The organism is Streptomyces sp. NPDC046805 (genome assembly GCF_040645355.1).
Taxonomy (GTDB): domain Bacteria; phylum Actinomycetota; class Actinomycetes; order Streptomycetales; family Streptomycetaceae; genus Streptomyces.
Genome location: NZ_JBEYYC010000017.1, coordinates 121,233 through 143,689, shown reverse-complemented (window position 1 = coordinate 143,689; position 22,457 = coordinate 121,233). Strand labels below are relative to the sequence as shown.

Here is a 22,457-nt window from a genome sequence, read left to right as displayed (position 1 = left end):
GCCCGGCGCCCATGCCGGGCCGCCGGATAGGCTCGACACCATGAACCCAGGACAAACGCAGCGCACGCCTTGGATCGTGGGGGTTTCCGGGGCGTCCGGCACCCCCTACGCGGCTGCCGTGCTGCGTGCGCTCCTGGACGCGGGGGAGAGCGTCGACCTCGTGGTCAGCCGGGCCTCGCGGCTCACGCTGCTCGACGAGACGGGCATCTCCTTCCGGGACGCGCACTGGCAGGACGACCTGCGGGAGTGGCTCGCGCGCGGGGCCGACGGAAAGCCCGGGACCTTCCAAGCGGACGTCAGCGGGGTGCGGTACTGGAACGCGGGGGATCTCGCGGCCGGGCCGTCCTCGGGGTCGTACCCCGCGAAGGGCATGATCATCGTGCCCGCCTCCACCGCCTGCGTGGCCGGTGTCGCGCTCGGGCTCTCCAAGGACCTGCTCCAGCGGACGGCGAGCGTCACCCTCAAGGAGCGCCGCACACTGGTCGTGGCCGTACGGGAGACCCCGCTGAACGGCCAGACGCTGCGGCACCTGGTGACCCTGGACGACGCCGGCGCGTCCGTGGTGCCCGCCTCGCCGGCCTTCTACGCGGGGGCCACCCACATCCAGGACCTGGTGGACTTCGTCGCCGGACGCGTGCTCGACGCGGCCGGTGTCGAGCACGGGCTCTACCGCCGCTGGAAGGGCGAACTCGGCGGCGGCGCACGGCCCGAGTGAGCCGCACGCGGTACCTCACCAAGACTCAGCATCACCTCGCACCACCCAGCATCACCCCGCACCACCCAACATCACCCCGCACCACCCAGCACACCTCTGCACCACGCAGCACCGAGTCAGCAGCACACGTCACTTCAGGAACTCTGCAGATCTCCCAGGGGGATCTCTCAGTGGAAGGCTTCGATCGCATGGACGCCGTGGACAGGCAGCTCATCCAGGCCCTGAGGGAGAACGGCCGGGCCTCCTATGCGGAGCTGGGGCGCCTCGTCGGCCTGTCGGGACCCAGCGTCACCGACCGCATCAACCGGCTCGAAGCGGCCGGTGTCATCACCGGTTACCGCGCCACCGTGGACGCCGCCTCCCTCGGCCTCGGTGTCACCGCCCTCATCGGCATCTCGCTCTCCGACGCCACCGACCACGAGGACGTGGCGCGCCGGCTGAAGGACCTGCCGGAGATCGAGGACTGCTGGTTCATCGCGGGCGACGACTCCTACATGCTCAAGGCCCGGGCGGCGGACGTCGACGGACTGGAGCGGATCATCCGGCGGCTCAGCGGCACCAAGGGCGTCTCCCGGACCCGTACGACGATCGTGCTCTCCACGAAGTGGGAGAACCGCGTCGGGGAGCTTCCCGAGGAGGTCTAGGCACTCCTCCACCGCAGCGCGGCCGCGCTGCCAAGGTGGAGCGGGGGAGTACGGTTTACGAAGTCTGTCGGGAGAAAGAAGAGGTAGCGGTATGGACGTCGGGCTCAAGCGTGAGCTGGAGGAGAAGGTCCGCTCCGGCGAGCGGCTGACCCGCGAGGACGGCATCGCGCTGTACGAGTCGGACGACCTGGCATGGCTCGGCGGACTCGCCCACGAGGTGCGCACGCGGAAGAACGGCGACGTCGTCCACTTCAACGTCAACCGTCACCTCAACATGACGAACGTGTGCACCGCGTCCTGCGCCTACTGCTCCTTCCAGCGCAAGCCGGGCGAGAAGGACGCGTACACGATGCGCATCGAGGAGGCGGTCAAGCTCGCCAAGGCGATGGAGTCGGAGAACCTCACCGAGCTGCACATCGTCAACGGCCTGCACCCGAACCTCCCGTGGCGCTACTACCCGCGCTCCCTGCGGGAGTTGAAGGCCGCCCTGCCGCACGTCTCGCTCAAGGCCTTCACGGCCACGGAGATCCACCACTTCGAGACCATCTCCGGGATGTCGGCCTCCGAGATCCTCGACGAGCTGATCGACGCGGGCCTGGAGTCCCTCACCGGCGGCGGCGCGGAGATCTTCGACTGGGAGGTCCGCCAGCACATCGTGGACCACAGGACCCACTGGGAGGACTGGTCCCGCATCCACCGCCTGGCGCACGAGAAGGGTCTGAAGACCCCGTGCACCATGCTGTACGGCCACATCGAGGAGCCCCGCCACCGCGTGGACCACGTGCTGCGGCTGCGTGAGCTGCAGGACGAGACGAACGGCTTCCAGGTCTTCATCCCGCTGCGCTACCAGCACGACTTCGTCGACATGCAGGACGGCAAGGTCCGCAACAAGCTCCAGGCCCGGACCCAGATGGCGACCGGCGCCGAGGCGCTGAAGACCTTCGCGGTCTCGCGGCTGCTGTTCGACAACGTCCCGCACGTCAAGGTCTTCTGGGTGATGCACGGCGTGCAGACCGCCCAGCTCGCCCTCCAGCACGGCGCGGACGACATGGACGGCTCGGTCGTCGAGTACAAGATCACGCACGACGCGGACAACTACGGCACGCCGAACAAGCTGACCCGCGACGACCTGCTCGACCTGATCCGTGACGCGGGCTTCCAGCCGGTGGAGCGCAACACGCGCTACGAGATCATCCGCGAGTACGACGGCCCGGACCCGGCGCGCCGTGAGTCGCCGCAGCCGATGCGGGTCTGAGCAGCCGGTGGCGTCGACGTGGCGTTGACCTTCGAGCTGGACCCGGCGATCTCGCCCGCGCTCCGGGACGACGTGCTCACGCTGTGGGCCGACGTCTCGAACGCGGGCGGTTCGGCCGGCTCGGTCGGCTTCCTGCCGCCGGTGACGGTGGACGACATACGCCCCGAGCTGCTGCGGCACCTCATGGCGATGGCCGACGGGCGGATGCGGCTGCTGGTGGGCCGGGACGCGGCGGGCGCGGTCGCCGCGGTGGCGTTCCTCGCCCGCAACACGAACCGGCTGAAGCGCCACTGGGTCTGGCTGTACACGGTGATGGTGCATCCGCGGCACCAGGGCAACGGGTACGGGCGCGACCTGCTGGCCGCGGCGGCCGAGGCCGTGACCGGGTGGGACGGCGTCGACGCGATCCGGCTCACCTGCCAGGGCGGGCTCGGCCTGGAGCGGTTCTACGGCGCCTGCGGGTACCGGGAGGTCGGCCGGGTGCCCGGCGCGATCCGTGTCGCCCCCGATGACGACCGGGACGACATCACGATGGTCCTGTCCCTCGCGTGACTGCCCCCGACCCCCCTCCAAGATCCGGCACCCGGCGTGCTTCACTGGGCGTTGCCCCTTTTGGGCGTTCGGACTGTTGTTACGGAAGAGTGGATTGAGATGCTCCGCTACACGCTGATGCGCCTCGGGATCTTCGCGGGCTGCCTCCTCGTCGTCTGGGGCCTCGTCTTCGCCGGCGTGTTCCCGCGCGGCTTCGGCGCCTCCAACTTCCTGTGGGTGCTCCTGCTCGCCATGGTGATCTCGGCACCGATCAGCTTCGTGGTGCTGCGCAAGGAGCGGGACCGCGCGTCCGCGCGGATCGTGCAGCGGGTCGACCGGGCGAAGGCCAACCTGGAGGCCAGCCGCAACCAGGAGGACCTGACCGACGACGCGGCACGGACGCAGGGCCAGACGTCCTGATCGGAGTCGTCATCACCGCGGCCGCGCGACCGTCCGCGGCCGCGTCACCGCACCCGGCGCCTCGTGGGCCCAACTAACCTGGCCCCATGGGTGCCGTGAAGACCAAGCGGATGCCGCGGGCGGTCCGGGAGCAGCAGATGCTGGACGCCGCCGTACGGACCTTCGGGCGGCGGGGCTACCGGGCCGCGTCGATGGACGAGATCGCCGAACTCGCGGGCGTGTCCAAGCCGTTGGTGTACCTGTACCTGAACTCGAAGGACGACCTGTTCGCGACGTGCATCCGCCGTGAGGCCGCGGCGCTCACGGACGCGGTCCGCACCGCTGTCCGGCCCGACGTCCCCGTCGACCGTCAACTCTGGGACGGACTGCGGGCCTTCTTCACGCACACCGCCGAGCACCCCGACGGCTGGTCTCTGCTGCACCTGCGCGCCCGCACCGGCGGCGAACCCTTCGCCGCCGAGGTCACCGCGATGCGCGAGGAGCTGGTCGCGTTAGTGACCCGGCTGATCGTCTCCGCGACGCGCGAAGCCTGCCGGGATCCCCATGTCCCCGAGTACGAGGTCGCCGGGTTGGCCGAGGCCCTGGTGGGCGCGGCGGAGTCCCTCGCGGGCTGGTCCAACGGCACCCCGGACGTCACGGCGCGGCAGGCGGCGGCGACCCTGATGAACTTCGCCTGGTCCGGCCTGGGCAACCTGCTGGACGGGCGCCCCTGGGCTCCACCGGTCGACGACGGCCGGACGACTAGCTAGGCGCTGCCGACGGGCGTACCTCGCCGGTCAGATGGACGCGCTCCCGACTCGTGGCGCCGGCGCGCAGGGCGAAGCGGCCCTCGGTGTCCGCCGCGTACTCCACCGTGGCCGGAAGCAGCACCGGCGCGCGGAACTCCGCCCGCACCAGGGCCGCTTGGGGCGTGCTGTGGGCGGCGAGGCAGCGGGCCACGGTCCACATGCCGTGCGCGATGGCCCGGGGGAAGCCGAAGAGGCGGGCGGTGAGCGGGTGCAGGTGGATCGGGTTGCGGTCCCCCGAGACGGCCCCGTACCGGCGCCCGATGTCCTCGGGAATCCGCCACTCGGCGACGGCGGGCAGCGACTCCCCCGGCTCCCCGGGCTCCCTGGAGCCCCCGGCCTCCCCTGCTTCTCCGGTCGGCTCCGTCGGCCGTGCGCCGGTGCGATGCCGCGCGAGATAGGTGCTGCGCGACTCCCATACGACCTTCCCGCCGCCGTCTTCGCCCCCGTCACTGTGGAGCTCCGTGACGACCGTGGCCTGCGTTCCGCGTCGGTGGGGCGCGAGGCCGGCCACGTGCACGGCGAGGTCGTACGTCCCGGTGGCCGGGAGGGCCGTGTGCCGGACGATCTCCATCGACGTGTGGACCAGGCCGAGCAGCGGCAGCGGGAAGTCGCGGCCGCTCATCAGGCGCATCGCCAGGGGAAAGCCGAGGACGTGCGGATAGGTGACGGGCAGCGCGTCGTCGGCGGGGTCGAAGCCGCACACCCGCGCGTAGGCGGCCAGGCGGGCGGGGGCGACGCGCACACCGGGGAGTACCAGCCGGGTCCGGGGAAAGCCGGCTTCCGGGTGGGGTCGCTTGAACGGGGAGCGCAGGGCGCCCTGGACGAGCACCCGGGAGAGTGCGGGGGCGCGGGTGAGGGCGACGGTGCTGCTCGGGTGACGGTCGGCCATGTACAACTCCCGCGGGGTTCCGGATGCGGTCGGATGCTTTGCTCGTGCTTGCTCCGACGCGAAGTTACCGGAGGTAAGTCCATGGTGGGGCAGGAGGCGTCCCGATGTGACGGTGAACCTGCGACAAACGTGAACTGCCCTCACGTAATCCGTGATTTTGCACACGCCCGGTGCCGGACCAGCCCCGAACATGCACAGGCCTGTCACCTCGGCGCCGTACGATCTCGTGGCTGACCGCCGGTAACCCCTTCTGTGGTCCGCCGGTGAACACCCCGGTATGCGGGGCGCGTACGTCATGCAGCAAGCAGTTCACCGCTGCACGCCCAAGGAGCCGCCCGTGTCCACGCCGTACCCGAACGCCCCCGTGCCCGTCGGCGCGACCGTCTCGACCATCGACTACGAGGGCGACGCGATCCTCGTCGAGCCGGAGACGCGGCGCCTGAACGGGGCCGTACGGGAGGCGTCGGTACCGCCGTTCGCCCCGCCGGTGACCCGTGGGTCGCTGGGCGACCTGCCGTTCGACAACGCGGACGCGGCTCCCGACGCGGTGGTCCTCAGCCGCCGTACGGTGGACGGCAGTTGGGAGGACGTCACGGCCGCCCGGTTCGCCGAGGAGGTGCTGGCGGTGTCGACGGGGCTGATCGCGGAGGGGCTGATGCCCGGCGACCGGATCGCCATCATGGCCCGTACGCGGTACGAGTGGACGCTGCTGGACTTCGCCGCATGGGCGGCCGGCCTCGTCACGGTGCCGGTCTACCCCACCTCCTCCGTCTTCCAGACCCACTGGATCCTGCAGGACTCGGGCGCGGTGGCCCTGGTGACGGAGACGGCCGAGCAGGCGGCCGCCCTGGAGCCCGAGCGCGAGACCCTTCCCGACCTGAAGCACGTGTGGGTCATGGAGAAGGGGGACGTGGACGGCCTCGCCGAACTCGACGCGGAGGTGCCGGAGTCCGAGGTCGGCATCCGCCGGGGGATGCTGGGCCCCGCCACGCTCGCCACCCTCGTCTACACCTCGGGCACGACGGGCCGCCCCAAGGGCTGCGCGCTCTCGCACGGCAACTTCTTCGCCGAGGTGGACAACGCGATGGAGCTGCTCCACCCGGTCTTCAGGTCCAAGTCGGGCGAGGAGGCGTCGGTGCTGCTGTTCCTGCCGCTGTCCCATGTCTTCGGCCGCATGGTGGCGATCGCGTGCATCCGGTCGCGCGTGCGGCTCGGCCACGCCCCGAGCCTCAAGGCCGAGGACGTGCTCCCGGATCTGGCGGCCTTCCGGCCGACGTGCCTGATGGCCATCCCCTACATGCTGGAGAAGGTCTACAACACGGCTCGTGCCAGGGCGGAGGCCGACGGCAAGCTGACGAACTTCGACCGCGCGGTGACAGTGGCCCGGCGCTACGCCGAGGCCGTGGAGGCCCGGCAGACCGGCACCGGCAGCGGCCCGAACGCCGCCCTGAAGACGGGCCGCGCCTTGTACGACCCGCTGGTCTACCGCCGCATGCGAGCCGCACTGGGCGGCCGTGTCCGGCACGTCATCTGTGGCGGCTCCCCGCTGGGCCGCCGCCTCGCCGCCTTCTACGCCGGCGCCGGCATCACGGTCTTCGAGGGCTACGGCCTGACGGAGACCGCGGGCGCGACGACCGTGACGCCACCCCTGAAACCCCGGCTGGGAACGGTGGGTTGGCCCCTGCCGGGAACGAGGGTCCGCATCGCGGCCGACGGGGAGATCCTCATCGCCGGCGAGCATGTGCTGCGAGGCTACTGGGACCCGCAGGCCGGCGGGGTGGTCCCGGCGACGCGGGAGGGCTGGCTCGCCACCGGCGACCTCGGCGAACTGGACGACAAGGGCTACCTCACCATCACCGGCCGCAAGAAGGAAATGCTGATCACGTCGGGCGGCAAGTCGGTGGCCCCGGCCCTGCTGGAGAACTGGCTCCGCTCCCACCCGCTGATCTCGCAGTGCATGCTCGTCGGCGACGGCCGCCCCTACATCGGAGCCCTGATCACCCTCGATCCCGAGGGCATCACCCACTGGCGCCGGATGAACGGCAAGCATCCGGTGCCGCCCGAACTCCTCGTCACCAACGAGGCGTTGCGGGAGGTGCTGCAGCAGGCGATCGACGAGGCCAACCAGTTGGTGTCCCGCCCGGAGTCCATCCGCGACTTCGCCGTACTCCCCGTCGACTTCACCGAGGAGGCGGGTCAGTTGACCCCGTCGATGAAATTGCGGCGCGAGCAGATCATGCGGGACTTCGCGGTGGAGGTGAAGGGTCTGTACGCGGGATACACCGGGTAGGGGCGGCCCCGGTCGAGGCCGCCCCTGCCCTTTTTTCGAATGGTGCTGTGCGAGGTACTACGGCGTTGCGCGGCGTGAGCGTCAGAAGCCGCAGTACACGCTGCTGCCGTAGTCGCTCAGCAGGTCGTCGCGGACCCAGCCGTACACGCCCGTGCTGTCGTTCCTCAGGTACGTCCAGGTGTAGTCACCCGCGACGGTGAAGCAGTGATAGTCGAGGCGCTGCGTGTTGTAGGCGACGCCGTTGATGCCGCAGCCGGTACTGGAGCCGCTGCGCTCGTTCGCGCCGTTGGCCGTCTTGTTCCAGGCGCTGCCGTCCTTGTCGGCGACGCCCGTGCCGCAGGAGGCGGCGGCCGAGGCCGGGGTGGTGGCCAGCGCGATCGGAATACTCGCGGCCACCGCCACGAGCGCCGGTAGGACTGCTGCGAATCGACGCTTCATCGAAACCCCCATCGTCGTTGTCTGTAGTGCGCTGGTGGCCACTCGCGGTGCCCGGGATGCGGGTGGCACGAGTACGATTCAGCGCACGACGGCGGTGAAGAAATGATTCCGCCGGAAGATGTCCGGAACCGATCAGGCACGGCCGGAAGTGTTTTCAAGGGGGAATCGGACATTCCTGTGGTGATTTCCGTCGGGAGGCAACCCTGGGCGGGAATGCGCAGGTGGCCGGATCTCTGCCGTGATCTTCGGGCGGATTTCTGAATTCCGGATCGAGGGTTCCCGGGAGAGGCGGCCGGTGGGCCGAGGAATTCCGGGGAAGTCCGGGGAAAGGGGAATCGCGTTGGGGGCCCGCATACTCGTCGCCGAAGACGACGTGAAACAAGCGCAACTGATCCGGATCTATCTGGAACGAGAGGGCAACGAGGTCCAGGTCGTGGCCGACGGGCGCGCCGCGATCGACCGGGCCCGGACCTCCCTGCCCGACCTCGTCGTGCTCGACGTGATGATGCCGAACGTCGACGGGCTCGACGTCTGCCGCGTCCTGCGCGCCGAGTCCCAGGTGCCGATCCTGCTGCTGACCGCTCGCAGCACGGAGGAGGACATGCTGCTCGGCCTGGACCTGGGGGCCGACGACTACATGACCAAGCCCTACAGCCCGCGTGAACTCACGGCCCGGGTTCGGGCGTTGCTGCGCAGGGCGCGGGCCCGGTCGGCGGGCGGCGGCGAGGTCACCGTCCACACCGTCGGCGATCTGGAGGTCGACCTGGCCCGCTTCGAGGTCAGGGCGGGAGCGCGGGAAGTTGCCCTCACCGGCAAGGAGTTCGCGATCCTGAGCGTGCTCGCGGCGGAGCCGGGGCGGGTGTTCACCCGGGCGCAGATCATCGATCGGGTCTTCGGCTTCGACCGATACGTCCTGGAGCGGACGGTCGACGCCCATGTGATGAACCTGCGGCGGAAGTTGGAGAAGGGCGGCGGCGGAGCGCGGTACGTCGAGACCGTCTACGGACGCGGCTACCGGCTGGCCGACCCGGCCGGGGGCGGACCGTGAGCCTGCGGCTGCGCGTGCTCGGGGTGCTCGTCCTGATCGCGCTGGTGGCCACCGCCGCGACCGCCTGGCTCACCCTGCGGCAGGCCACCAACCAGGTCGAGGAGTCCGTCACCGCCGGGCGCCAGGAGACCGCGCGGATCACCGAGGTCCTGCGGTCCTACGGATACGCGCACGGCACGTGGGACGGGCTCGCGCCGACCGTACGCGAACTGGCGAGGGACACCGGCCAGCGCATCCGGGTCGCCACCGAGAACGACGCCCTGCTCGCCGACTCCGACGCCCTGGCCGGCCGCACGCCCCGCCCGGTCAGCGGCCAGCCCCCGGTCCTCGTGGACCCGCGGCCGCGGCTGCGACTGCCCGCGGACAAAGTGCCGTTGGCCTCGGTCAAGACCACGGTGGCCGCGATCGGCGAGTACCGGGCGGCGGCCACCTACGCGGCGTGCCTGACCCGGGCCGGGGCAAGGGTGACCGCCCGGCCGGGCGGCAACGGCGTCCCCCGGGTCAGTGGGGACCGGCGGCCGGCCCAGTGCCGCGCACCCGGCGACTCCCCGGCGGCCCCGGTCGCGCAGGATCATGCCGCGGCCTCCGCGTGCGCGGCCGACCGGGAGCTCGCCGCGTGTCTGCGGCGGGTCTTCGCCGAGCGGACCGCCTCCGTCGCACCCCCGCGCCTCCAGGTGCGCCTCGGCGTCCGGGACGAGGTGCCGGCCGGGCTCGCCGTCGCGCCCACCGCCGCCGTCGCGGGCGGCGTCGCCCTCGCCGCCGTCCTCGGCGCGCTGCTGCTCAGCCGGGCCGTGCTCCGCCCGGTCCGGGCGCTCACCGCGGCCGCCCGGGGACTGGGCGAGGGGGAACTGGACCGGCGCGTGCCGGTGTCCGGGCGGGACGAGATCGCCGAACTCGGCCGTACGTTCAACCGCATGGCCCACTCCCTCCAGTCCGCCGAGGAACGCCAGCGCCGGCTCACCGGCGACATCGCCCACGAACTGCGCACCCCGCTGGCCAACCTGCGCGGCTACCTGGAGGCGCTGCGCGACGGGGTCGTCGCCCCCACCCCCGAGCTGCTCGACTCGCTGCACGAGGAGGTGATGCTCCAGCAGCGGATCGTGGACGACCTGCAGGACCTGGCGCTGGCCGAGGCGGGCGCGCTCACCTACCACCGGGCCGTCGTCGAGCTCGGGGAGCTGCTGGAGAACGCCCGCACCGCGCACCGCGCCCAGGCGGAGGCCGTGGGCGTGGCCCTGCGGGTGGAGGCGGAGGGGCCGGTGTACGCCGACGCCGACGCCGACCGCCTGCGGCAGGTGGTCGGCAACCTGGTCGGCAACGCGCTGCGCGCCACCGCGCCGGGCGGCTCGGTGACCCTGGCCGTCACCCGGCGCGGCGCCTCGGCGGTCCTCCGGGTACGGGACACCGGCAAGGGCATCGCCCCCGCGGACCTGCCCCACCTCTTCGACCGCTTCTGGCGCGCGGACCCGTCCCGTGGCCGTACGACCGGGGGCAGCGGCCTGGGCCTGTCCATCGCCCGCCAGATCGTGACGGACCACGCAGGCACGATCGAGGTCACCAGCAGGGTGGGCGTGGGCACGACCTTCACGGTGACGCTGGCGGCGGTCGACGCCGACGGCTGACCCCCGTCGGCGGGCGGGCGCCGACCGTCAGGGTCCGGCCAGCGCCTGGGTCGGGGCCAGCCGCCCCGCCCGTACCGCCGGATACAGGCCGGCCAGCGCACCGATCACCAGGGTGACGGCGATTCCCGCGGCCGTCGCCCACACCGGGACCTCGGTGGGCCAGCCTCGTACGGCGGCGAAACCGGCGGTGATCGCGGTGCCCAGGACCGTGCCGCCCAGGCCGCCCAGCGCGGACAGCAGCAGCGCCTCCGCGACGAACTGGCCGCGGATCTGGCCGCTGGTCGCCCCCAGCGCACGGCGCAGGCCGATCTCCGGGCGCCGCTCCAGAACCGAGATCACCATGGTGTTGCCGACCCCGACCGCGCCCACGAGCAGCGCGACCGAGCCGAGCCCCAGCAGCAGCCCGGTGAGCGTGGACTCGGTGGCCTCCCGCGCGGCCAGCGCGTCGGAGGGCCGGGAGACGAGGACACCGCCCGGCTTCTCGGGGTTCGCCGTGGCCGCGAGGACGGCGCGGACCGCCTGGACACGGTCGTCGCGGGCACGGACGTACACGGTGGACGGATGCCCGTCGAACCCGAGGTACGTCCGCGCCGCCTGCCGGCCGACCAGCGCAGTGTTGTCGATCTCCGGCGCCAGCGGCACCGGGTGCAACACCCCCACCAGGGAGAACCACGTGCCGCCCAGCCACAGCCGGGTCCCCGGCGTGTAGACGTCGAGGCGGCGGGCCGCCTGCGCGCCGAGCACCACCGTCGGGTACTCCTCCGGCGCCTGGTCCAGCCACCGCCCGATCCGCACTTCGCCGCCGATTGCGGGCAGCAACTCTGCGTCCGCGGCCGCGACTTCGACGCTGCTGGTCCGGCCCGCGGGGATGTGCTCGTTACGGTAGACCGCGGCGCCCTTGACCTCGCCGGTCGCCGCCACCTGCCGTACGGGACCGATGTTCCGGATCATCGCCGCCGCCTCGCGGGGCAGCCGGGTCGTCGTGCCGTCGGGCGCCTGGCCGGGCGCGACGCGCAGCATGTTGGTGCCCAACGCGTCCAGTCTGCGGTCGACTTCGGCCCGGCTGGAGCTGGAGATGCCGACCACGGCGACCATCGCGGCCACCCCGATCGCGATGCCCAGCGCGGACAGGAACACCCGCAGCGGCCGGGTGCGCAGCCCGGTGCCGCCGAGCCGGACCAGGTCGGCGGGCCGCAGCCGGGCCGGACGCAATGCGACGGCCGCGCGCCGTCCCTCCCCGCTCATCCCTGCGCTCCGGACACGGCTGTGGTGTCTGTGATGTCCGTGGCGTCAGTGGTGTCCGTCGTGCCTGTGGTGTCCGTCGTACGAGGACTGCCTCCGCCCGTGTCGGCGACGATCCGTCCGTCCCGCATCTCCACCCGGCGGTCGAACACCTCGGCCATCTCCCGGTCGTGCGTGATGACCACGACCGTGGTGCCGGAGGCGTGCAGCTCCCGCAGCAGGGCCAGCACCGCGGCGCCGGACGCCGAGTCGAGGTTGCCGGTCGGCTCGTCGGCCAGCAGCAGCGCCGGTTCCCCGATCACCGCGCGGGCGACCGCCGCGCGCTGCCGCTCGCCGCCGGAGAGTTCGTGGGGGAGATGGTGCAGCCGGTGGCTGAGCCCCACCCGGGCCAGCGCCCGGGCCGCCCGGCGCCGGCGCTCGCGCAGCGGCACGCCCGCGTACAGCAGACCGTCGGCGACGGTGTCCAGCACGGGCACGCCGACGGCGAGATGGAACTGCTGGAACACGAAGCCGATCCGCTGCGCCCGCAGCGCGGAGACCTCGCGGTCGGACAGCCCCGCGATCTCGTGACCGTCGATCGCGATCAGGCCGTCGGACGGCCGGTCCAGGGTGCCCATGAGGTGGAGCATCGTGGACTTGCCCGACCCCGACGGGCCGACGACACAGACCAGTTCGCCCTGCGAGATCGTCAGGTCGACCCCGCCGACCGCCGTGACACCGCCGGCGTAGACCTTCGACACGCCCGTGAACTCGACGACGGGTGCGGGCACTTGAGTCGCTTGGCTGCCATGGGCCCCGTTGGCTCCTCGGGTCATCCGGGTCACTTGGGGATTCTCACTTTCATGCCCTCGTGCACCCGGGGGCCGCTCACCTCGACCTTGCCGTCCGCGAACAGGCCGGTCTTCACGGGGACGTACGTGCCCGATCCGTCGGCCCCGTCGCCGCCTCGGTGCTCGGCCGGGGCGAGTTCGAGGCCGTAGCCGCCCTCGGCGAGCGCGGTCAGCGCGGCGACCGGGACGGTCAGCACGTCCTTGCGCTGCCTGGTCACATAGCGGACGCCGACCGGGCCGCTCTGCAGCCGGCCCAGCGCGTCCCGGTCGGCGAAGACGATCACGACGGAGACGGTGGCGGACTTGCCTCCGGACCCGGGCCCGGTCCCGCCGTCCCCCGAGCCCGCGTTGGACCCGGCGTCGCCGCCCTCCGTGCCACCGCCTCCGCCCTCGGCCGCGCTCGCGTCCGTGCCCAGGCTGGCCACCGTGCCCTTGATCGAATGCCCGTCCGGCAGATCCACGGTGACTTTGTTGCCGCGCTGCGCCCAGTTCGTGTCGTCGGCCCGGGCGTTCACGGTGACCATGCGCGAGGTGCTGGTGTAGCTCACCGGGCTGCCGCCGGGGCTGTCGCCGATCCGGGCGCTCGTGCCCGCGACGCGCACCGCACCGGGCGCGTAGACGACGTCACCGATGCCGACCCGGCCGGTCTGCGGCAGCCCCAGGTCCTTCTGCCAGCGCTTGACCGCGTTCGCGGTCAGTTCGGTGTACGTCTCGTCGACGGTGAAGCCCGAGTATCCGAGGGCGCTGAGATTGGCCTCGAACTGCTTGACGTCCATGCCGTGCAGGGGCCTCGGGGCCGCCGCCCGTCGGGTCGGCTGCGGGGGCGCCGATTCCGTGTCCGCTTCCCCCTTGGCACTCGAACTCGCCGATTCTTCCGCCGGGTTCGCGTCCCGCGGTTGCGGGGATTCCCGGGTGATTCCCAGCTCCCGGTACATGGGCAGGCTCCCGTACAGCAGCACCACCGGCCGGTCGTCGACCCGCAGCACGGCCTCGCCGCGCCGTACGGTCCTGCCCGTGGCCGGGAGCCAGGTCACCGTGCCCTCCGCCTTCACCGGGAACGGCACTTCGGGGCCGTGGCCGAGCTCGCCGTCCACCTCGGTCTGGTCGGTCAGCGTGTCCCGGGTGACCCGGACGACCCGGCTGCTGCGGCCCGGGGCCCCGGCGTCGTCCGAGCCGCCTCCGCCCAGGCCGAGGGCGCCGACCACGCCGACCACCGTCACCAGCAGGAAACCGCCCGCGACGAACAGCGGGCCGCGGCGGCGCCTGCCCGGGCGGAGGCTGTCCTCGTAGCTGTCGCCGTAGTCGTCACCGGGGGCCGCGGGGCCGTCGTGCCCCGCGGTGCGCTCCCGGCCGGCGTCGTTCATGACGTCCACCGTCGTTCCGTCCCGTCAGCCCTTGGCCGGGGGCGCGTCGGTCGGGACGCCGATGATCGACGCGCACTGGCGCGTCGCCCGCTTGGCCCCCGCCGACGTCGAGTCCCAGGTGACGTCCATGAAATGGCCGTCCGGGCCGGTGTCCGGGAAGTCGGGAGCGCCGTGCTCCTGCATACAGCGCGCGTACTGCTCGTTCTTCTTCTTCTCGGCCGCCGACAGCTCGGGCCGCTGCGCCTTCTCGACGCTCTGCGGGACGGGCACGCTGAGCTTCGCGCACTTCTCCTGCGCCTTGAGCGCCTTGGGGTCGCGCTTCCACTTGGACTGGTCGCCGAGGTCGACCCGGCCCTGTGCGTCCGGGTCGGGCGCGTCGAGTCCCTCGCCGCGCAGGCATCCGACCCACTTGCGCTGCGCCTCGATGTAGTCGGTCAGTTCGCTCGCACCGCCGTGGGCGCCGCTTCCGGCCGTGGCCTTGCCCGCGGAGGCGACCTCGTCGCCGTTCCCGTCGCCGCACCCGGCCACCGTCAGCGCCACCACCGACGCCAGCCCGGCCAGCCACATCCGGGCCGCGCCGCGTGGCCGCGCACTCGTCGTCATCCGGGCCATCGGACTCCCCCTGCAGTCGTTGTCACCCCGCCCTCCCCGGCCGGGTGGCGACGACTGTAGGGAGGAGCCTTTGAAGTTCCCATGAAGAAGCCGTCAAGAACCGTTCGGCTTCACGAAGCGCTCGGCGTTCCGGGGCGCCGGGCGAGCAGGAAGGCCTGGGGGACCGACTCCCCGAGCGCCTCGTCCGGTTCGCGCACGGTGCGGGAGTAGAGGGCGAAACCGGCCTCGGTCAGCAGCCGTGCCATGTCCTCCGGCCGGCGTCGCAGGAAGTCCAGGGAGACGGCGTGGCCCCACGGGTTGTCGTAGCGGCGCGGTGCGTCGCCTACCTGGAAGCCGAGCAGGAGGGTGCCGCCGGGCGCGAGGACCCGGTGGAACTCCGCGAAGAGGCCGGGCAGTCGTTCCACCGGGGTGTGGATGGAGGAGTACCAGCAGAGCACCCCGGCCAGCCCGCCGTCCGGGAGGTCCAGATCCAGCATCGAGCCCTGCTCGAACCGCAGGTCGGGGTTCTCGCGCCGGGCGATCGCCAGCATCGACGCCGACAGGTCGAGCCCGAACACCGACAGGCCGAGCGAGGCGAGGCGCGCGGTGGTGCGGCCCGGCCCGCACCCGAGATCGGCCACCGTGCCGTCACCGACGAGTGCGGCGAACGTACCGAGCACGGCCCGCTCCAGCGGCCTGGCGGTGAGATCGTCCCGGAAGCGGTCGGCGTAGTCGTCGGCGACGGCGTCGTAGAAGGAGCGGGTGGCGGTGAGGAACTCGGCGTCGGTCATGGCCGCAGACCGTAGCGGGGGCCACGGACAGACCGCCCGGCCCAACACCACCAGCGGCAGCGGCCGTTCACGCCGCACCCGCCATCCGCGCCAGCGCCGTGGTCCCCGCCGCCCCCAACACCACCACCGCGAACGGTGCCCGCCTCCACGCCAGTACGCCGCCGACCAGCACCCCGGCCGGACGGGCCCAGCCCGCGAAGCCCCCGCCCTGGGTCAGCGCACCGGTCGCCAGCAGCGCCACGAGCAGGACGACCGCCCCGGCCGACGCCAACTCCTGCACGCGGGCCGGGACGTCCAGCCGACCGTGCAGCATGGGCCCCACCAGCCGGAAGGCGTACGTCCCGACGGCCAGCGCCAGGATCACGGCCACGGTCGCGCTCATACGGCACCCTCCTCGCGTGCCGCGCTCCCACCGTCGGCCTTCTCGCCGGGCCGCCCGCCGCGTCCGTGGAGGAGCAGGCCGCCGAGCGCCGCCAGCACCGGCACCCCGGCCGGCACGAAGGGCGTCGCCGCCAGCGCCACCACCGCACCGAGCAGCGCGGACCGCCGGACGCCGCCGTCCGTGCGCAGGGCGGGCAGTACCAGGGCCACGAGGACGGCCGGGAAGGCGGCGTCGAGCCCGTACGTCGCCGTGTCGCCGAGCGCGCTTCCCGCGAAGGCCCCGCACAGCACCCCGGCGTTCCACGCGGCGAACAGGCCGAGTCCGGAGACCCAGAAGGCGACCCGGCGCCGCAGGGGATCCGGCTGGGCGAGAGCGAAGGCGACGGTCTCGTCGGTCACCAGGTGGGCGCCCAGGAAGCGCGCCGCCCGGCCGGGGCCGAGGATCTCGGCCACCGCCAGACTGAAGGCGGCCGTACGGGTGTTGAGGAGCAGGCCGGTGGCCGCCGCGGCCAGCGGGCCGCCCCCGGCGATGAGGACGCCGACCGCGCTGAACTGGGCCGAGCCCGCGTACACCAGCACCGACATCAGCACCGGAACCCACACCGGCAGCCCGCCCGCCACGGACACGGCGCCGAAGGACACGCCGACGACGGCGCAGGCCAGCCAGACGAGCGAGCTGTCGCGGACCAGCGGGCGGGCCGTGTCGCTCACCAGCGGTGTTCGGAGTAGCGAACGCATGTTTTCTACAATGAACACCAACCGCCTGGTTCGTCAAGGCGAACGATCGTACCGATGGAGCGAACGACATGTCCGACGCCGTGCCCCCGCCCTCCCGGCTCCCCCTCGACTGGATCGCCGCGTCCCTGAAGCGCGAGCGCACCCGTGCCGGTCTGTCCCTGTCCGAGCTGGCCAAGCGGGCCGGCATCGCGAAGTCCACGCTGTCGCAACTGGAGGCGGGCAGCGGGAATCCGAGCATGGAGACGATCTGGGCGCTGGGAGTGGCCCTCGGTGTGCCGTTCAGCGTGCTGGTCGAGCCGCCCGCGTCGACGGTGCGGGTGATCCGCGCGGGCGAGGGCGCGACGGTCGCCTCGGAACAGGCCAACTACGTCGCCACTCTGCTGTCGGCGAGCCCGCCGGGCGCCCGGCGCGACATCTACCACCTGCGGGCGGAGCCGGGGGCGGCCCGGGAATCGGAACCACATATTCCGGGGACGGTCGAGCATCTGATCGTGAGCACCGGCAAGGTGAAGGCCGGCCCGCGCGGGGAGACGGTCGAACTCGGACCGGGGGATTACCTGACGTATCGCGGGGATGTGCCGCACTTGTACGAGGCGCTGGCACCCGGCACGACCTTCGTGCTCGTCATGCAGCACGTGTGAGCCGATCGGTCGCGCGGCCGGCGCGTGCGAGGCGCGGAATCGCGCACGGAATCGCGCGGAAAGGATCGCGCGAACTGTTCCGGGAGAATTCACCGAATGGTGGTGCGGAACAAAAGGCAGGAGCCCCGTCGCCGGATGGCGCGGGGCTCCTTGGGTACTGCTTCAGTCTGCGATCAGACCGGCGTGACGTTCTCCGCCTGCGGGCCCTTCGGACCCTGCGTGACGTCGAAGCTCACCTGCTGGTTCTCCTCGAGGGAGCGGAAGCCAGAGGCGTTGATCGCGGAGTAGTGAACGAAGACGTCCGGGCCGCCGCCTTCCTGGGCGATGAAGCCAAAGCCCTTTTCGGCGTTGAACCACTTCACGGTTCCGGTAGCCATAAGCCCTCCTTGGGCCCAAAGGGTTGCCCTGCTCCAGAACCTGCAAGTGTGAAACAAAGCCGCACAACTGCATATGTCTGAAAACGACGAGAGCCCGCGGTCACATGCTCCGCAGGCTCTGTACTGCAAGGGAAACCAAACTGCAACTTGCGGCGAGCCTAGCATGCGGACAGCCGAAAGCAATAGCGGTCAAGATCACGTCACCCGGATGTTTGAACGTCCCGGTGAGTGAGTTGACGGCGGGGTCGGTCCCGGCACCGTACTCCACGGGGTCTAGTCTCGCGATGTGGACATTTCTCGCACCCGGCCGCGCGTCGGCCACATCCAGTTCCTCAACTGCCTGCCCCTGTACTGGGGGCTCGCGAGAACCGGCACCCTCCTCGACTTCGAGTTGACCAAGGACACCCCGGAGAAGCTCAGCGAGCAGTTGGTGCGGGGGGATCTCGACATCGGGCCCATCACGCTCGTCGAGTTCCTCCGGAATGCGGACGACCTGGTCGCCTTTCCCGACATCGCGGTGGGCTGCGACGGCCCGGTCATGTCCTGCGTGATCGTTTCGCAGGTTCCGCTGGACCGGCTGGACGGCGCCCGCGTCGCCCTCGGCTCGACCTCGCGCACCTCGGTACGCCTCGCCCAGCTGCTGCTGGCCGAGCGCTTCGGCGTACAGCCGGACTACTACCGGTGCCCGCCCGACCTGAGCCTGATGATGCAGGAGGCGGACGCGGCGGTCCTCATCGGGGACGCGGCGCTGCGGGCCAACCTGCTCGACGGCCCGCGCTACGGGCTGGAGGTACACGATCTCGGCACGCTGTGGAAGGAGTGGACGGGGCTGCCGTTCGTCTTCGCGGTGTGGGCGGCGCGGCGCGAGTACGTGGAGCGTGAGCCGGTGATCACCCGTCAGGTGCACGAGGCGTTCCTGTCCTCCCGCAATCTCTCCCTGGAGGAGGTCGGCAAGGTCGCCGAACAGGCTTCCCGCTGGGAGGCCTTCGACGAGCGGGTCCTGGAGCAGTACTTCACGACCCTCGACTTCCGGTTCGGCCGGCCGCAGTTGGCGGCCGTCGCGGAGTTCGCCCGCCGGGTGGGCCCGACGACCGGCTTCCCGGCGGATGTGACGGTGGATCTGCTGAAGCCGTAAGGCGCAGGAGGGGGGAGGGGGATGAGTGACCTGCCGCTGGTCGCCGCCGCCGCGCTGTGGGGCGCGGTGGCCGGCGCCCTGCTGCCCCGGGCGGCCTACCGCTTCTCCGTCCCGTCGGGGGAGCCGTGGCGGGACGCCTGCCCGGGCGGCCATCCGGTCCCGGGATGGATCGGGCGGGGGTGGTGCGGGCGGTGCCCCGAGCCGTCGTACGGCCCCGGTGTCCCGCTGCTCTCCCTCGCCACCGCCCTCGTCTGCGCCGCCCTCGCCCTCGCCACCGGTACCCGGCCCGAGTTGGGCGTGTGGCTGCTCCTCGCGCCCGTCGGGGTGCTGCTGACGGTCGTGGACATCCGGGTACGGCGGCTGCCGGACCCGCTGACGCTGCCCCTCGCGGGCGTCACTCTCGGCCTCCTGGCCCTGGCCGCCCTCGTACCCGAGCATGCCGGGCACTGGCTCACCGCGCTGTACGGCGCCCTCGCGCTCGGCGGCGGCTACCTCGTGCTGTTCCTCGTCAACCCCGGCGGCATGGGCTTCGGTGACGTGAAGCTGGCGCTCGGGATGGGGGCCGTCCTCGGCTGGTACGGGTGGGCCACCGTCCTGCTCGGCGCCTTCGCGGGCTTCCTGTTGGGAGCGCTGTACGGCGGGGCCCTCGTCGTCGCCCGGCGGGCGGGGCGCACATCGGCGATCCCGTTCGGGCCGTTCCTCGTCGCCGGCGCCTTCGCGGGTGTCCTGATCGGCGCGTACGCCGCCTGAGGTCGGGGGTACCCGGGCGCTGGCGTAGGCTGGTTCGGTCTGTCCACAACCCGACGAAAGGGACGCCCCGGTGACCGAGAAGGCCGACCTGCAGTCCGTGCTCGACCGTGCCGCGGCGGGTGGACGCATCACCCCCGAAGAGGCGCTCGACCTCTACCGCGACGCCCCGCTGCACGCGCTCGGGGCGGCCGCCGACGCCGTACGCCGCCGCAAGTACGCGGGCGTCGAGCACATCGCGACGTACATCATCGAGCGCAACATCAACTACACGAACGTGTGCGTCACGGCGTGCAAGTTCTGCGCCTTCTACGCCGCGCCGAAGGACACCGCCAAGGGCTGGACGCGGGATCTGGACGACATCCTGCGCCGCTGCGCGGAGACCGTCGAACTCGGCGGCACCCAGATCATGTTCCAGGGCGGCCACCACCCGGACTACGGCGTCGAGTACTACGAGAAGCACTTCGCCGCCATCAAGAAGGAGTTCCCCGAGCTCGTCATCCACAGCCTGGGGGCGAGCGAGGTCGAGCACATGGCCCGGATCTCGAAGGTGTCGGTCGAGGAGGCCATCACCCGCATCCACGCGGCCGGCCTCGACTCCTTCGCCGGCGCCGGCGCCGAGCTCCTGCCCGAGCGGCCGCGCAAGGCCATCGCCCCGCTCAAGGAGAGCGGCGAGCGCTGGCTGGAGATCATGGAGATCGCGCACAAGCTCGGCGTCGAGTCCACCTCGACCATGCTCATGGGAACGGGCGAGACCAACGCCGAGCGCATCGAGCACCTGCGGATGATCCGGGACGTGCAGGACCGTACGGGCGGCTTCCGCGCCTTCATCCCGTACACCTACCAGCCCGAGAACAACCACCTGAAGGGCCGCACGCAGGCCACGCTGTTCGAGTACCTGCGGATGATCGCGATCGCCCGCCTCTTCCTCGACAACGTCCAGCACATCCAGGGCTCCTGGCTGACCACGGGCAAGGAGGTGGGCCAACTCTCCCTGCACTACGGCGCCGACGACCTCGGCTCGATCATGCTGGAGGAGAACGTCGTGTCCTCCGCCGGTGCCAAGCACCGCTCCAACCGGCTGGAGATCATCGACCTGATCCGCAAGGCGGGGCGCACCCCGGCTCAGCGTGCGACGACGTACGAGCACCTCGTCGTGCACGACGACCCGGCGAACGACCCCGTCGACGAGCGGGTCGTGTCGCACATCTCCTCGACGGCGATCGAGGGCGGTACGGCGCACCCCGAGCTGAAGCTGCTGACGTCCAACTAGGGCCGCCGTGCTGACACTTCACCTCGCCGAGCGGTCTCCCGAGACGGCTGTTCTGGTCGACGGCGCGTCCCTCGCCGCCGTCGGCCCGTACGAGGAACTGGTCGCCGCCGAGCCCCGGGCGAGGGTGCGGCGCTGGCCCGGCATCCTCACCCCGGGGTTGCTGAACCCGTACGGCCCGGAGCTGCTGGAGGCCACCTACCACCCCGACCCGCGCGAGGCCGACGTGCTCGGCACCGAGCCCATCGTCGGGGCGCGGGCGCGGGAGATCTTCCGCAGCGATCCCGCGCGCCTCGGCGCGAGCGCGCGACGCGGGGTGCAGCGGATGCTGGCGCACGGCACGGTGGCGGTGGCCGGAGAGCTGCGGTCGCCGGCCGTGGTCGACGCGGTGCGCAGGGCCGGGCTCGCGATGGGGCTGCGGCCCGACCGCCTTGCGGGCCCGGCGTCGCTGTCCCCGACCCCGCTGATCCTGCTGCCGCGGCTCGCCCCGGGCGGGCCCGCCCGCTTCGCCGTGTTCGACGTCGCGGACCGTGCCGAACTGGTCCGCCGCGGCGCCGGCACCTGCGTGGCGACCGTGCTGGGCGGCCGACTGGTGTACCGCGGACGCTGAGCCGCGGCCGGTCCGGTCGGCCGATGCTGCAACAATGGGCGGGTGACCCGCGCATCCCTGGACAAGCAGCCGCACGAAGTCGCCTCGATGTTCGACAACGTGGCGGAACGGTACGACCTGACGAATGACGTCCTGTCGCTCGGCCAGGACAGGAGATGGCGCAAGGAGGTCGCGCGGGCGGTCGACGCGCGCCCCGCGCAGAAGATCCTGGACCTGGCGGCCGGCACGGCGACGTCGTCGCTGCCCTTCGCGCAGACCGGCGCCTACGTCGTCCCCTGCGACTTCTCCCTCGGCATGCTCCAGGTCGGCAAGAAGCGCAACACCTGGCTGCCCTTCACCGCCGGCGACGCGACGCGGCTGCCCTTCAAGGACGACACCTTCGACGCGGTGACGATCTCCTTCGGCCTGCGCAACGTGCAGGACACGGACGCGGCGCTGCGCGAGATGTACCGGGTGACCCGCCCCGGCGGCCGGGTCGTGATCTGCGAGTTCTCGCACCCGACGTGGACGCCCTTCCGGACCGTCTACACCGAGTACCTGATGCGCGCGCTGCCGCCGGTCGCACGCGCGGTCTCCTCCAGCCCCGACGCCTACGTCTACCTCGCCGAGTCCATCCGCGCGTGGCCCGACCAGCCCGCGCTGGCCGAGCGGCTGCAGAAGGCGGGCTGGTCGAAGGTGGCCTGGCGCAACCTCAGCGGCGGCATCGTCGCCCTGCACCGGGGCTTCAAGGAGGCCTGAGCCCCCGGCTCACCCGTTGATCGCCTCGAACGCGTCCCCGGGCCGGTCGAGTTCACGCCGCATCCCGCCCCTGGGCGGCCTGGGCACGCGCGGCTCGCGCACGCCTCCGCCGCCCTCTCCCTCACCGAGGTCGAACCACACGTACACCAGGGACTCCCGCGGCACCTCGGCGCCGGGCTGGGGGTACTGGCGTGCGACGTAGTCGACGACGGTGAGGTGGAAGTCCGGCCGGTCCGGCGCGGCGAGGAGCAGGCCCTGAGCCTGGGCCCTCGCGCGCGCGTCCACGGCCATCAGGCCGACCAGGTGCGGTACGCGCACTTCGGGTGTCTTGGGTGTTATGCGCACAGATGTCACCCCCAGCG

Annotated in this window: 26 protein-coding genes; 15 read left to right on the top strand and 11 right to left on the bottom strand. The window is 72.0% G+C overall.

Annotated features, from left to right (window positions below; all coding sequences use genetic code 11):
* Positions 1 to 40: 40 nt before the first annotated feature.
* The 6 genes from ABZ910_RS20255 (at position 41) to ABZ910_RS20230 (ending at position 4,314) form a co-directional block, all read left to right on the top strand.
* The gene (locus tag ABZ910_RS20255) at positions 41 to 715 is read left to right on the top strand and encodes a UbiX family flavin prenyltransferase (RefSeq protein ID WP_361366641.1); all 675 of its coding nucleotides are present in this window, start codon (positions 41 to 43) and stop codon (positions 713 to 715) included.
* A 188-nt stretch (positions 716 to 903) separates the two neighbouring features.
* A complete protein-coding gene (locus ABZ910_RS20250; RefSeq protein WP_361366719.1) occupies positions 904 to 1,359 on the top strand; it encodes an Lrp/AsnC family transcriptional regulator in 456 nt (151 codons plus the stop codon).
* 91 nt (positions 1,360 to 1,450) lie between these two features.
* The gene (gene mqnE / locus ABZ910_RS20245; RefSeq protein WP_361366638.1) at positions 1,451 to 2,614 is read left to right on the top strand and encodes an aminofutalosine synthase MqnE; all 1,164 of its coding nucleotides are present in this window, start codon (positions 1,451 to 1,453) and stop codon (positions 2,612 to 2,614) included.
* An 18-nt stretch (positions 2,615 to 2,632) separates the two neighbouring features.
* Entirely contained in the window at positions 2,633 to 3,166 is a 534-nt protein-coding gene (locus ABZ910_RS20240) for a GNAT family N-acetyltransferase (RefSeq protein ID WP_361366636.1), read from the top strand.
* A 99-nt stretch (positions 3,167 to 3,265) separates the two neighbouring features.
* The gene (locus ABZ910_RS20235) at positions 3,266 to 3,565 is read left to right on the top strand and encodes a DUF4229 domain-containing protein (RefSeq protein WP_361366633.1); all 300 of its coding nucleotides are present in this window, start codon (positions 3,266 to 3,268) and stop codon (positions 3,563 to 3,565) included.
* 86 nt (positions 3,566 to 3,651) lie between these two features.
* Positions 3,652 to 4,314 carry a TetR/AcrR family transcriptional regulator gene (locus tag ABZ910_RS20230; RefSeq protein WP_361366630.1) on the top strand — a complete coding sequence of 221 codons (663 nt, stop codon included), beginning with the start codon at positions 3,652 to 3,654 and terminating at the stop codon, positions 4,312 to 4,314.
* Here the strand turns inward: ABZ910_RS20230 and ABZ910_RS20225 are convergent.
* Complete coding sequence (locus tag ABZ910_RS20225; RefSeq protein WP_361366627.1) at positions 4,307 to 5,242, bottom strand: MaoC/PaaZ C-terminal domain-containing protein; 936 nt, start codon at positions 5,240 to 5,242, stop codon at positions 4,307 to 4,309. The genes ABZ910_RS20230 and ABZ910_RS20225 overlap by 8 nt on opposite strands.
* 364 nt (positions 5,243 to 5,606) lie before the next feature.
* Between ABZ910_RS20225 and ABZ910_RS20220 the strand changes: the two genes are divergently transcribed.
* Positions 5,607 to 7,532 (top strand): AMP-dependent synthetase/ligase, encoded by a 1,926-nt coding sequence (locus ABZ910_RS20220; protein ID WP_361366717.1) that lies wholly within the window; start codon positions 5,607 to 5,609, stop codon positions 7,530 to 7,532.
* 81 nt (positions 7,533 to 7,613) lie between these two features.
* On the opposite strand, the gene ABZ910_RS20215 is transcribed toward ABZ910_RS20220, so the two are convergent.
* Positions 7,614 to 7,970: an SH3 domain-containing protein gene (locus ABZ910_RS20215; protein WP_361366624.1), complete on the bottom strand. Its 357-nt coding sequence runs from the start codon at positions 7,968 to 7,970 to the stop codon at positions 7,614 to 7,616.
* A 340-nt stretch (positions 7,971 to 8,310) separates the two neighbouring features.
* On the opposite strand from ABZ910_RS20215, the gene ABZ910_RS20210 reads away from it, so the two are divergent.
* Positions 8,311 to 9,018 carry a response regulator transcription factor gene (locus ABZ910_RS20210; protein ID WP_361366621.1) on the top strand — a complete coding sequence of 236 codons (708 nt, stop codon included), beginning with the start codon at positions 8,311 to 8,313 and terminating at the stop codon, positions 9,016 to 9,018.
* Positions 9,015 to 10,640, top strand: coding sequence for an ATP-binding protein (locus tag ABZ910_RS20205; RefSeq protein WP_361366618.1), 1,626 nt, complete (start codon positions 9,015 to 9,017; stop codon positions 10,638 to 10,640). The genes ABZ910_RS20210 and ABZ910_RS20205 overlap by 4 nt, the downstream gene beginning before the upstream one ends.
* A 27-nt stretch (positions 10,641 to 10,667) precedes the next feature.
* Here ABZ910_RS20205 and ABZ910_RS20200 read toward each other — a convergent pair whose 3' ends face one another.
* The 7 genes from ABZ910_RS20200 to ABZ910_RS20170 all read right to left on the bottom strand — a co-directional run bounded on the left by ABZ910_RS20200 (position 10,668) and on the right by ABZ910_RS20170 (position 16,577).
* Positions 10,668 to 11,885 carry an ABC transporter permease gene (locus ABZ910_RS20200; RefSeq protein WP_361366615.1) on the bottom strand — a complete coding sequence of 406 codons (1,218 nt, stop codon included), beginning with the start codon at positions 11,883 to 11,885 and terminating at the stop codon, positions 10,668 to 10,670.
* Positions 11,882 to 12,652 (bottom strand): ABC transporter ATP-binding protein, encoded by a 771-nt coding sequence (locus ABZ910_RS20195; RefSeq protein WP_361366612.1) that lies wholly within the window; start codon positions 12,650 to 12,652, stop codon positions 11,882 to 11,884. The genes ABZ910_RS20200 and ABZ910_RS20195 overlap by 4 nt, the downstream gene beginning before the upstream one ends.
* A 50-nt stretch (positions 12,653 to 12,702) precedes the next feature.
* Positions 12,703 to 14,076 carry a peptidoglycan-binding domain-containing protein gene (locus ABZ910_RS20190; RefSeq protein ID WP_361366610.1) on the bottom strand — a complete coding sequence of 458 codons (1,374 nt, stop codon included), beginning with the start codon at positions 14,074 to 14,076 and terminating at the stop codon, positions 12,703 to 12,705.
* Positions 14,077 to 14,100: 24 nt separating this feature from the next.
* Positions 14,101 to 14,679: a hypothetical protein gene (locus ABZ910_RS20185; protein WP_361366607.1), complete on the bottom strand. Its 579-nt coding sequence runs from the start codon at positions 14,677 to 14,679 to the stop codon at positions 14,101 to 14,103.
* A 119-nt stretch (positions 14,680 to 14,798) separates the two neighbouring features.
* Positions 14,799 to 15,458 carry a class I SAM-dependent methyltransferase gene (locus ABZ910_RS20180; RefSeq protein WP_361366604.1) on the bottom strand — a complete coding sequence of 220 codons (660 nt, stop codon included), beginning with the start codon at positions 15,456 to 15,458 and terminating at the stop codon, positions 14,799 to 14,801.
* A gap of 67 nt (positions 15,459 to 15,525) precedes the next feature.
* Positions 15,526 to 15,840, bottom strand: a complete 315-nt coding sequence (locus ABZ910_RS20175) for an AzlD domain-containing protein (RefSeq protein ID WP_361366602.1) — start codon at positions 15,838 to 15,840, stop codon at positions 15,526 to 15,528.
* Positions 15,837 to 16,577: an AzlC family ABC transporter permease gene (locus tag ABZ910_RS20170; protein WP_361366599.1), complete on the bottom strand. Its 741-nt coding sequence runs from the start codon at positions 16,575 to 16,577 to the stop codon at positions 15,837 to 15,839. Before ABZ910_RS20170 ends, ABZ910_RS20175 begins: the two co-directional genes overlap by 4 nt.
* Before the next feature lie 68 nt (positions 16,578 to 16,645).
* On the opposite strand from ABZ910_RS20170, the gene ABZ910_RS20165 reads away from it, so the two are divergent.
* A complete protein-coding gene (locus ABZ910_RS20165; protein ID WP_361366596.1) occupies positions 16,646 to 17,218 on the top strand; it encodes an XRE family transcriptional regulator in 573 nt (190 codons plus the stop codon).
* A gap of 173 nt (positions 17,219 to 17,391) precedes the next feature.
* Here the strand turns inward: ABZ910_RS20165 and ABZ910_RS20160 are convergent, their stop codons facing one another.
* Positions 17,392 to 17,595, bottom strand: a complete 204-nt coding sequence (locus ABZ910_RS20160; RefSeq protein WP_003992177.1) for a cold-shock protein — start codon at positions 17,593 to 17,595, stop codon at positions 17,392 to 17,394.
* 286 nt (positions 17,596 to 17,881) lie between these two features.
* On the opposite strand from ABZ910_RS20160, the gene ABZ910_RS20155 reads away from it, so the two are divergent.
* The 5 genes from ABZ910_RS20155 (at position 17,882) to ABZ910_RS20135 (ending at position 22,095) form a co-directional block, all read left to right on the top strand.
* Positions 17,882 to 18,730: a menaquinone biosynthesis protein gene (locus ABZ910_RS20155; RefSeq protein WP_361366593.1), complete on the top strand. Its 849-nt coding sequence runs from the start codon at positions 17,882 to 17,884 to the stop codon at positions 18,728 to 18,730.
* A gap of 21 nt (positions 18,731 to 18,751) precedes the next feature.
* Complete coding sequence (locus ABZ910_RS20150) at positions 18,752 to 19,480, top strand: A24 family peptidase (protein ID WP_361366590.1); 729 nt, start codon at positions 18,752 to 18,754, stop codon at positions 19,478 to 19,480.
* 70 nt (positions 19,481 to 19,550) lie between these two features.
* Positions 19,551 to 20,750 carry a cyclic dehypoxanthinyl futalosine synthase gene (gene mqnC / locus ABZ910_RS20145; protein ID WP_361366588.1) on the top strand — a complete coding sequence of 400 codons (1,200 nt, stop codon included), beginning with the start codon at positions 19,551 to 19,553 and terminating at the stop codon, positions 20,748 to 20,750.
* Between the two features lie 7 nt (positions 20,751 to 20,757).
* Entirely contained in the window at positions 20,758 to 21,357 is a 600-nt protein-coding gene (locus ABZ910_RS20140) for a hypothetical protein (RefSeq protein ID WP_361366585.1), read from the top strand.
* A gap of 42 nt (positions 21,358 to 21,399) precedes the next feature.
* Positions 21,400 to 22,095: a demethylmenaquinone methyltransferase gene (locus ABZ910_RS20135; protein WP_361366582.1), complete on the top strand. Its 696-nt coding sequence runs from the start codon at positions 21,400 to 21,402 to the stop codon at positions 22,093 to 22,095.
* A 9-nt stretch (positions 22,096 to 22,104) separates the two neighbouring features.
* Here ABZ910_RS20135 and ABZ910_RS20130 read toward each other — a convergent pair whose 3' ends face one another.
* Entirely contained in the window at positions 22,105 to 22,413 is a 309-nt protein-coding gene (locus tag ABZ910_RS20130; protein WP_361366579.1) for a PASTA domain-containing protein, read from the bottom strand.
* Positions 22,414 to 22,457 lie beyond the last annotated feature (44 nt).

Coding starts and splice junctions, on each gene's coding strand:
- ABZ910_RS20165 (WP_361366596.1), top strand. CDS start 16,646: ATGTCCGACGCCGTGCCCCCGCCCTCCCGGCTCCCCCTCGACTGGATC.
- ABZ910_RS20150 (WP_361366590.1), top strand. CDS start 18,752: ATGAGTGACCTGCCGCTGGTCGCCGCCGCCGCGCTGTGGGGCGCGGTG.
- ABZ910_RS20230 (WP_361366630.1), top strand. CDS start 3,652: ATGGGTGCCGTGAAGACCAAGCGGATGCCGCGGGCGGTCCGGGAGCAG.
- ABZ910_RS20185 (WP_361366607.1), bottom strand. CDS start 14,679: ATGACGACGAGTGCGCGGCCACGCGGCGCGGCCCGGATGTGGCTGGCC.
- ABZ910_RS20255 (WP_361366641.1), top strand. CDS start 41: ATGAACCCAGGACAAACGCAGCGCACGCCTTGGATCGTGGGGGTTTCC.
- ABZ910_RS20250 (WP_361366719.1), top strand. CDS start 904: ATGGACGCCGTGGACAGGCAGCTCATCCAGGCCCTGAGGGAGAACGGC.
- ABZ910_RS20200 (WP_361366615.1), bottom strand. CDS start 11,885: ATGAGCGGGGAGGGACGGCGCGCGGCCGTCGCATTGCGTCCGGCCCGG.
- ABZ910_RS20170 (WP_361366599.1), bottom strand. CDS start 16,577: ATGCGTTCGCTACTCCGAACACCGCTGGTGAGCGACACGGCCCGCCCG.
- ABZ910_RS20175 (WP_361366602.1), bottom strand. CDS start 15,840: ATGAGCGCGACCGTGGCCGTGATCCTGGCGCTGGCCGTCGGGACGTAC.
- ABZ910_RS20180 (WP_361366604.1), bottom strand. CDS start 15,458: ATGACCGACGCCGAGTTCCTCACCGCCACCCGCTCCTTCTACGACGCC.
- ABZ910_RS20225 (WP_361366627.1), bottom strand. CDS start 5,242: ATGGCCGACCGTCACCCGAGCAGCACCGTCGCCCTCACCCGCGCCCCC.
- mqnE (WP_361366638.1), top strand. CDS start 1,451: ATGGACGTCGGGCTCAAGCGTGAGCTGGAGGAGAAGGTCCGCTCCGGC.
- ABZ910_RS20235 (WP_361366633.1), top strand. CDS start 3,266: ATGCTCCGCTACACGCTGATGCGCCTCGGGATCTTCGCGGGCTGCCTC.
- ABZ910_RS20190 (WP_361366610.1), bottom strand. CDS start 14,076: ATGAACGACGCCGGCCGGGAGCGCACCGCGGGGCACGACGGCCCCGCG.
- ABZ910_RS20160 (WP_003992177.1), bottom strand. CDS start 17,595: ATGGCTACCGGAACCGTGAAGTGGTTCAACGCCGAAAAGGGCTTTGGC.
- ABZ910_RS20215 (WP_361366624.1), bottom strand. CDS start 7,970: ATGAAGCGTCGATTCGCAGCAGTCCTACCGGCGCTCGTGGCGGTGGCC.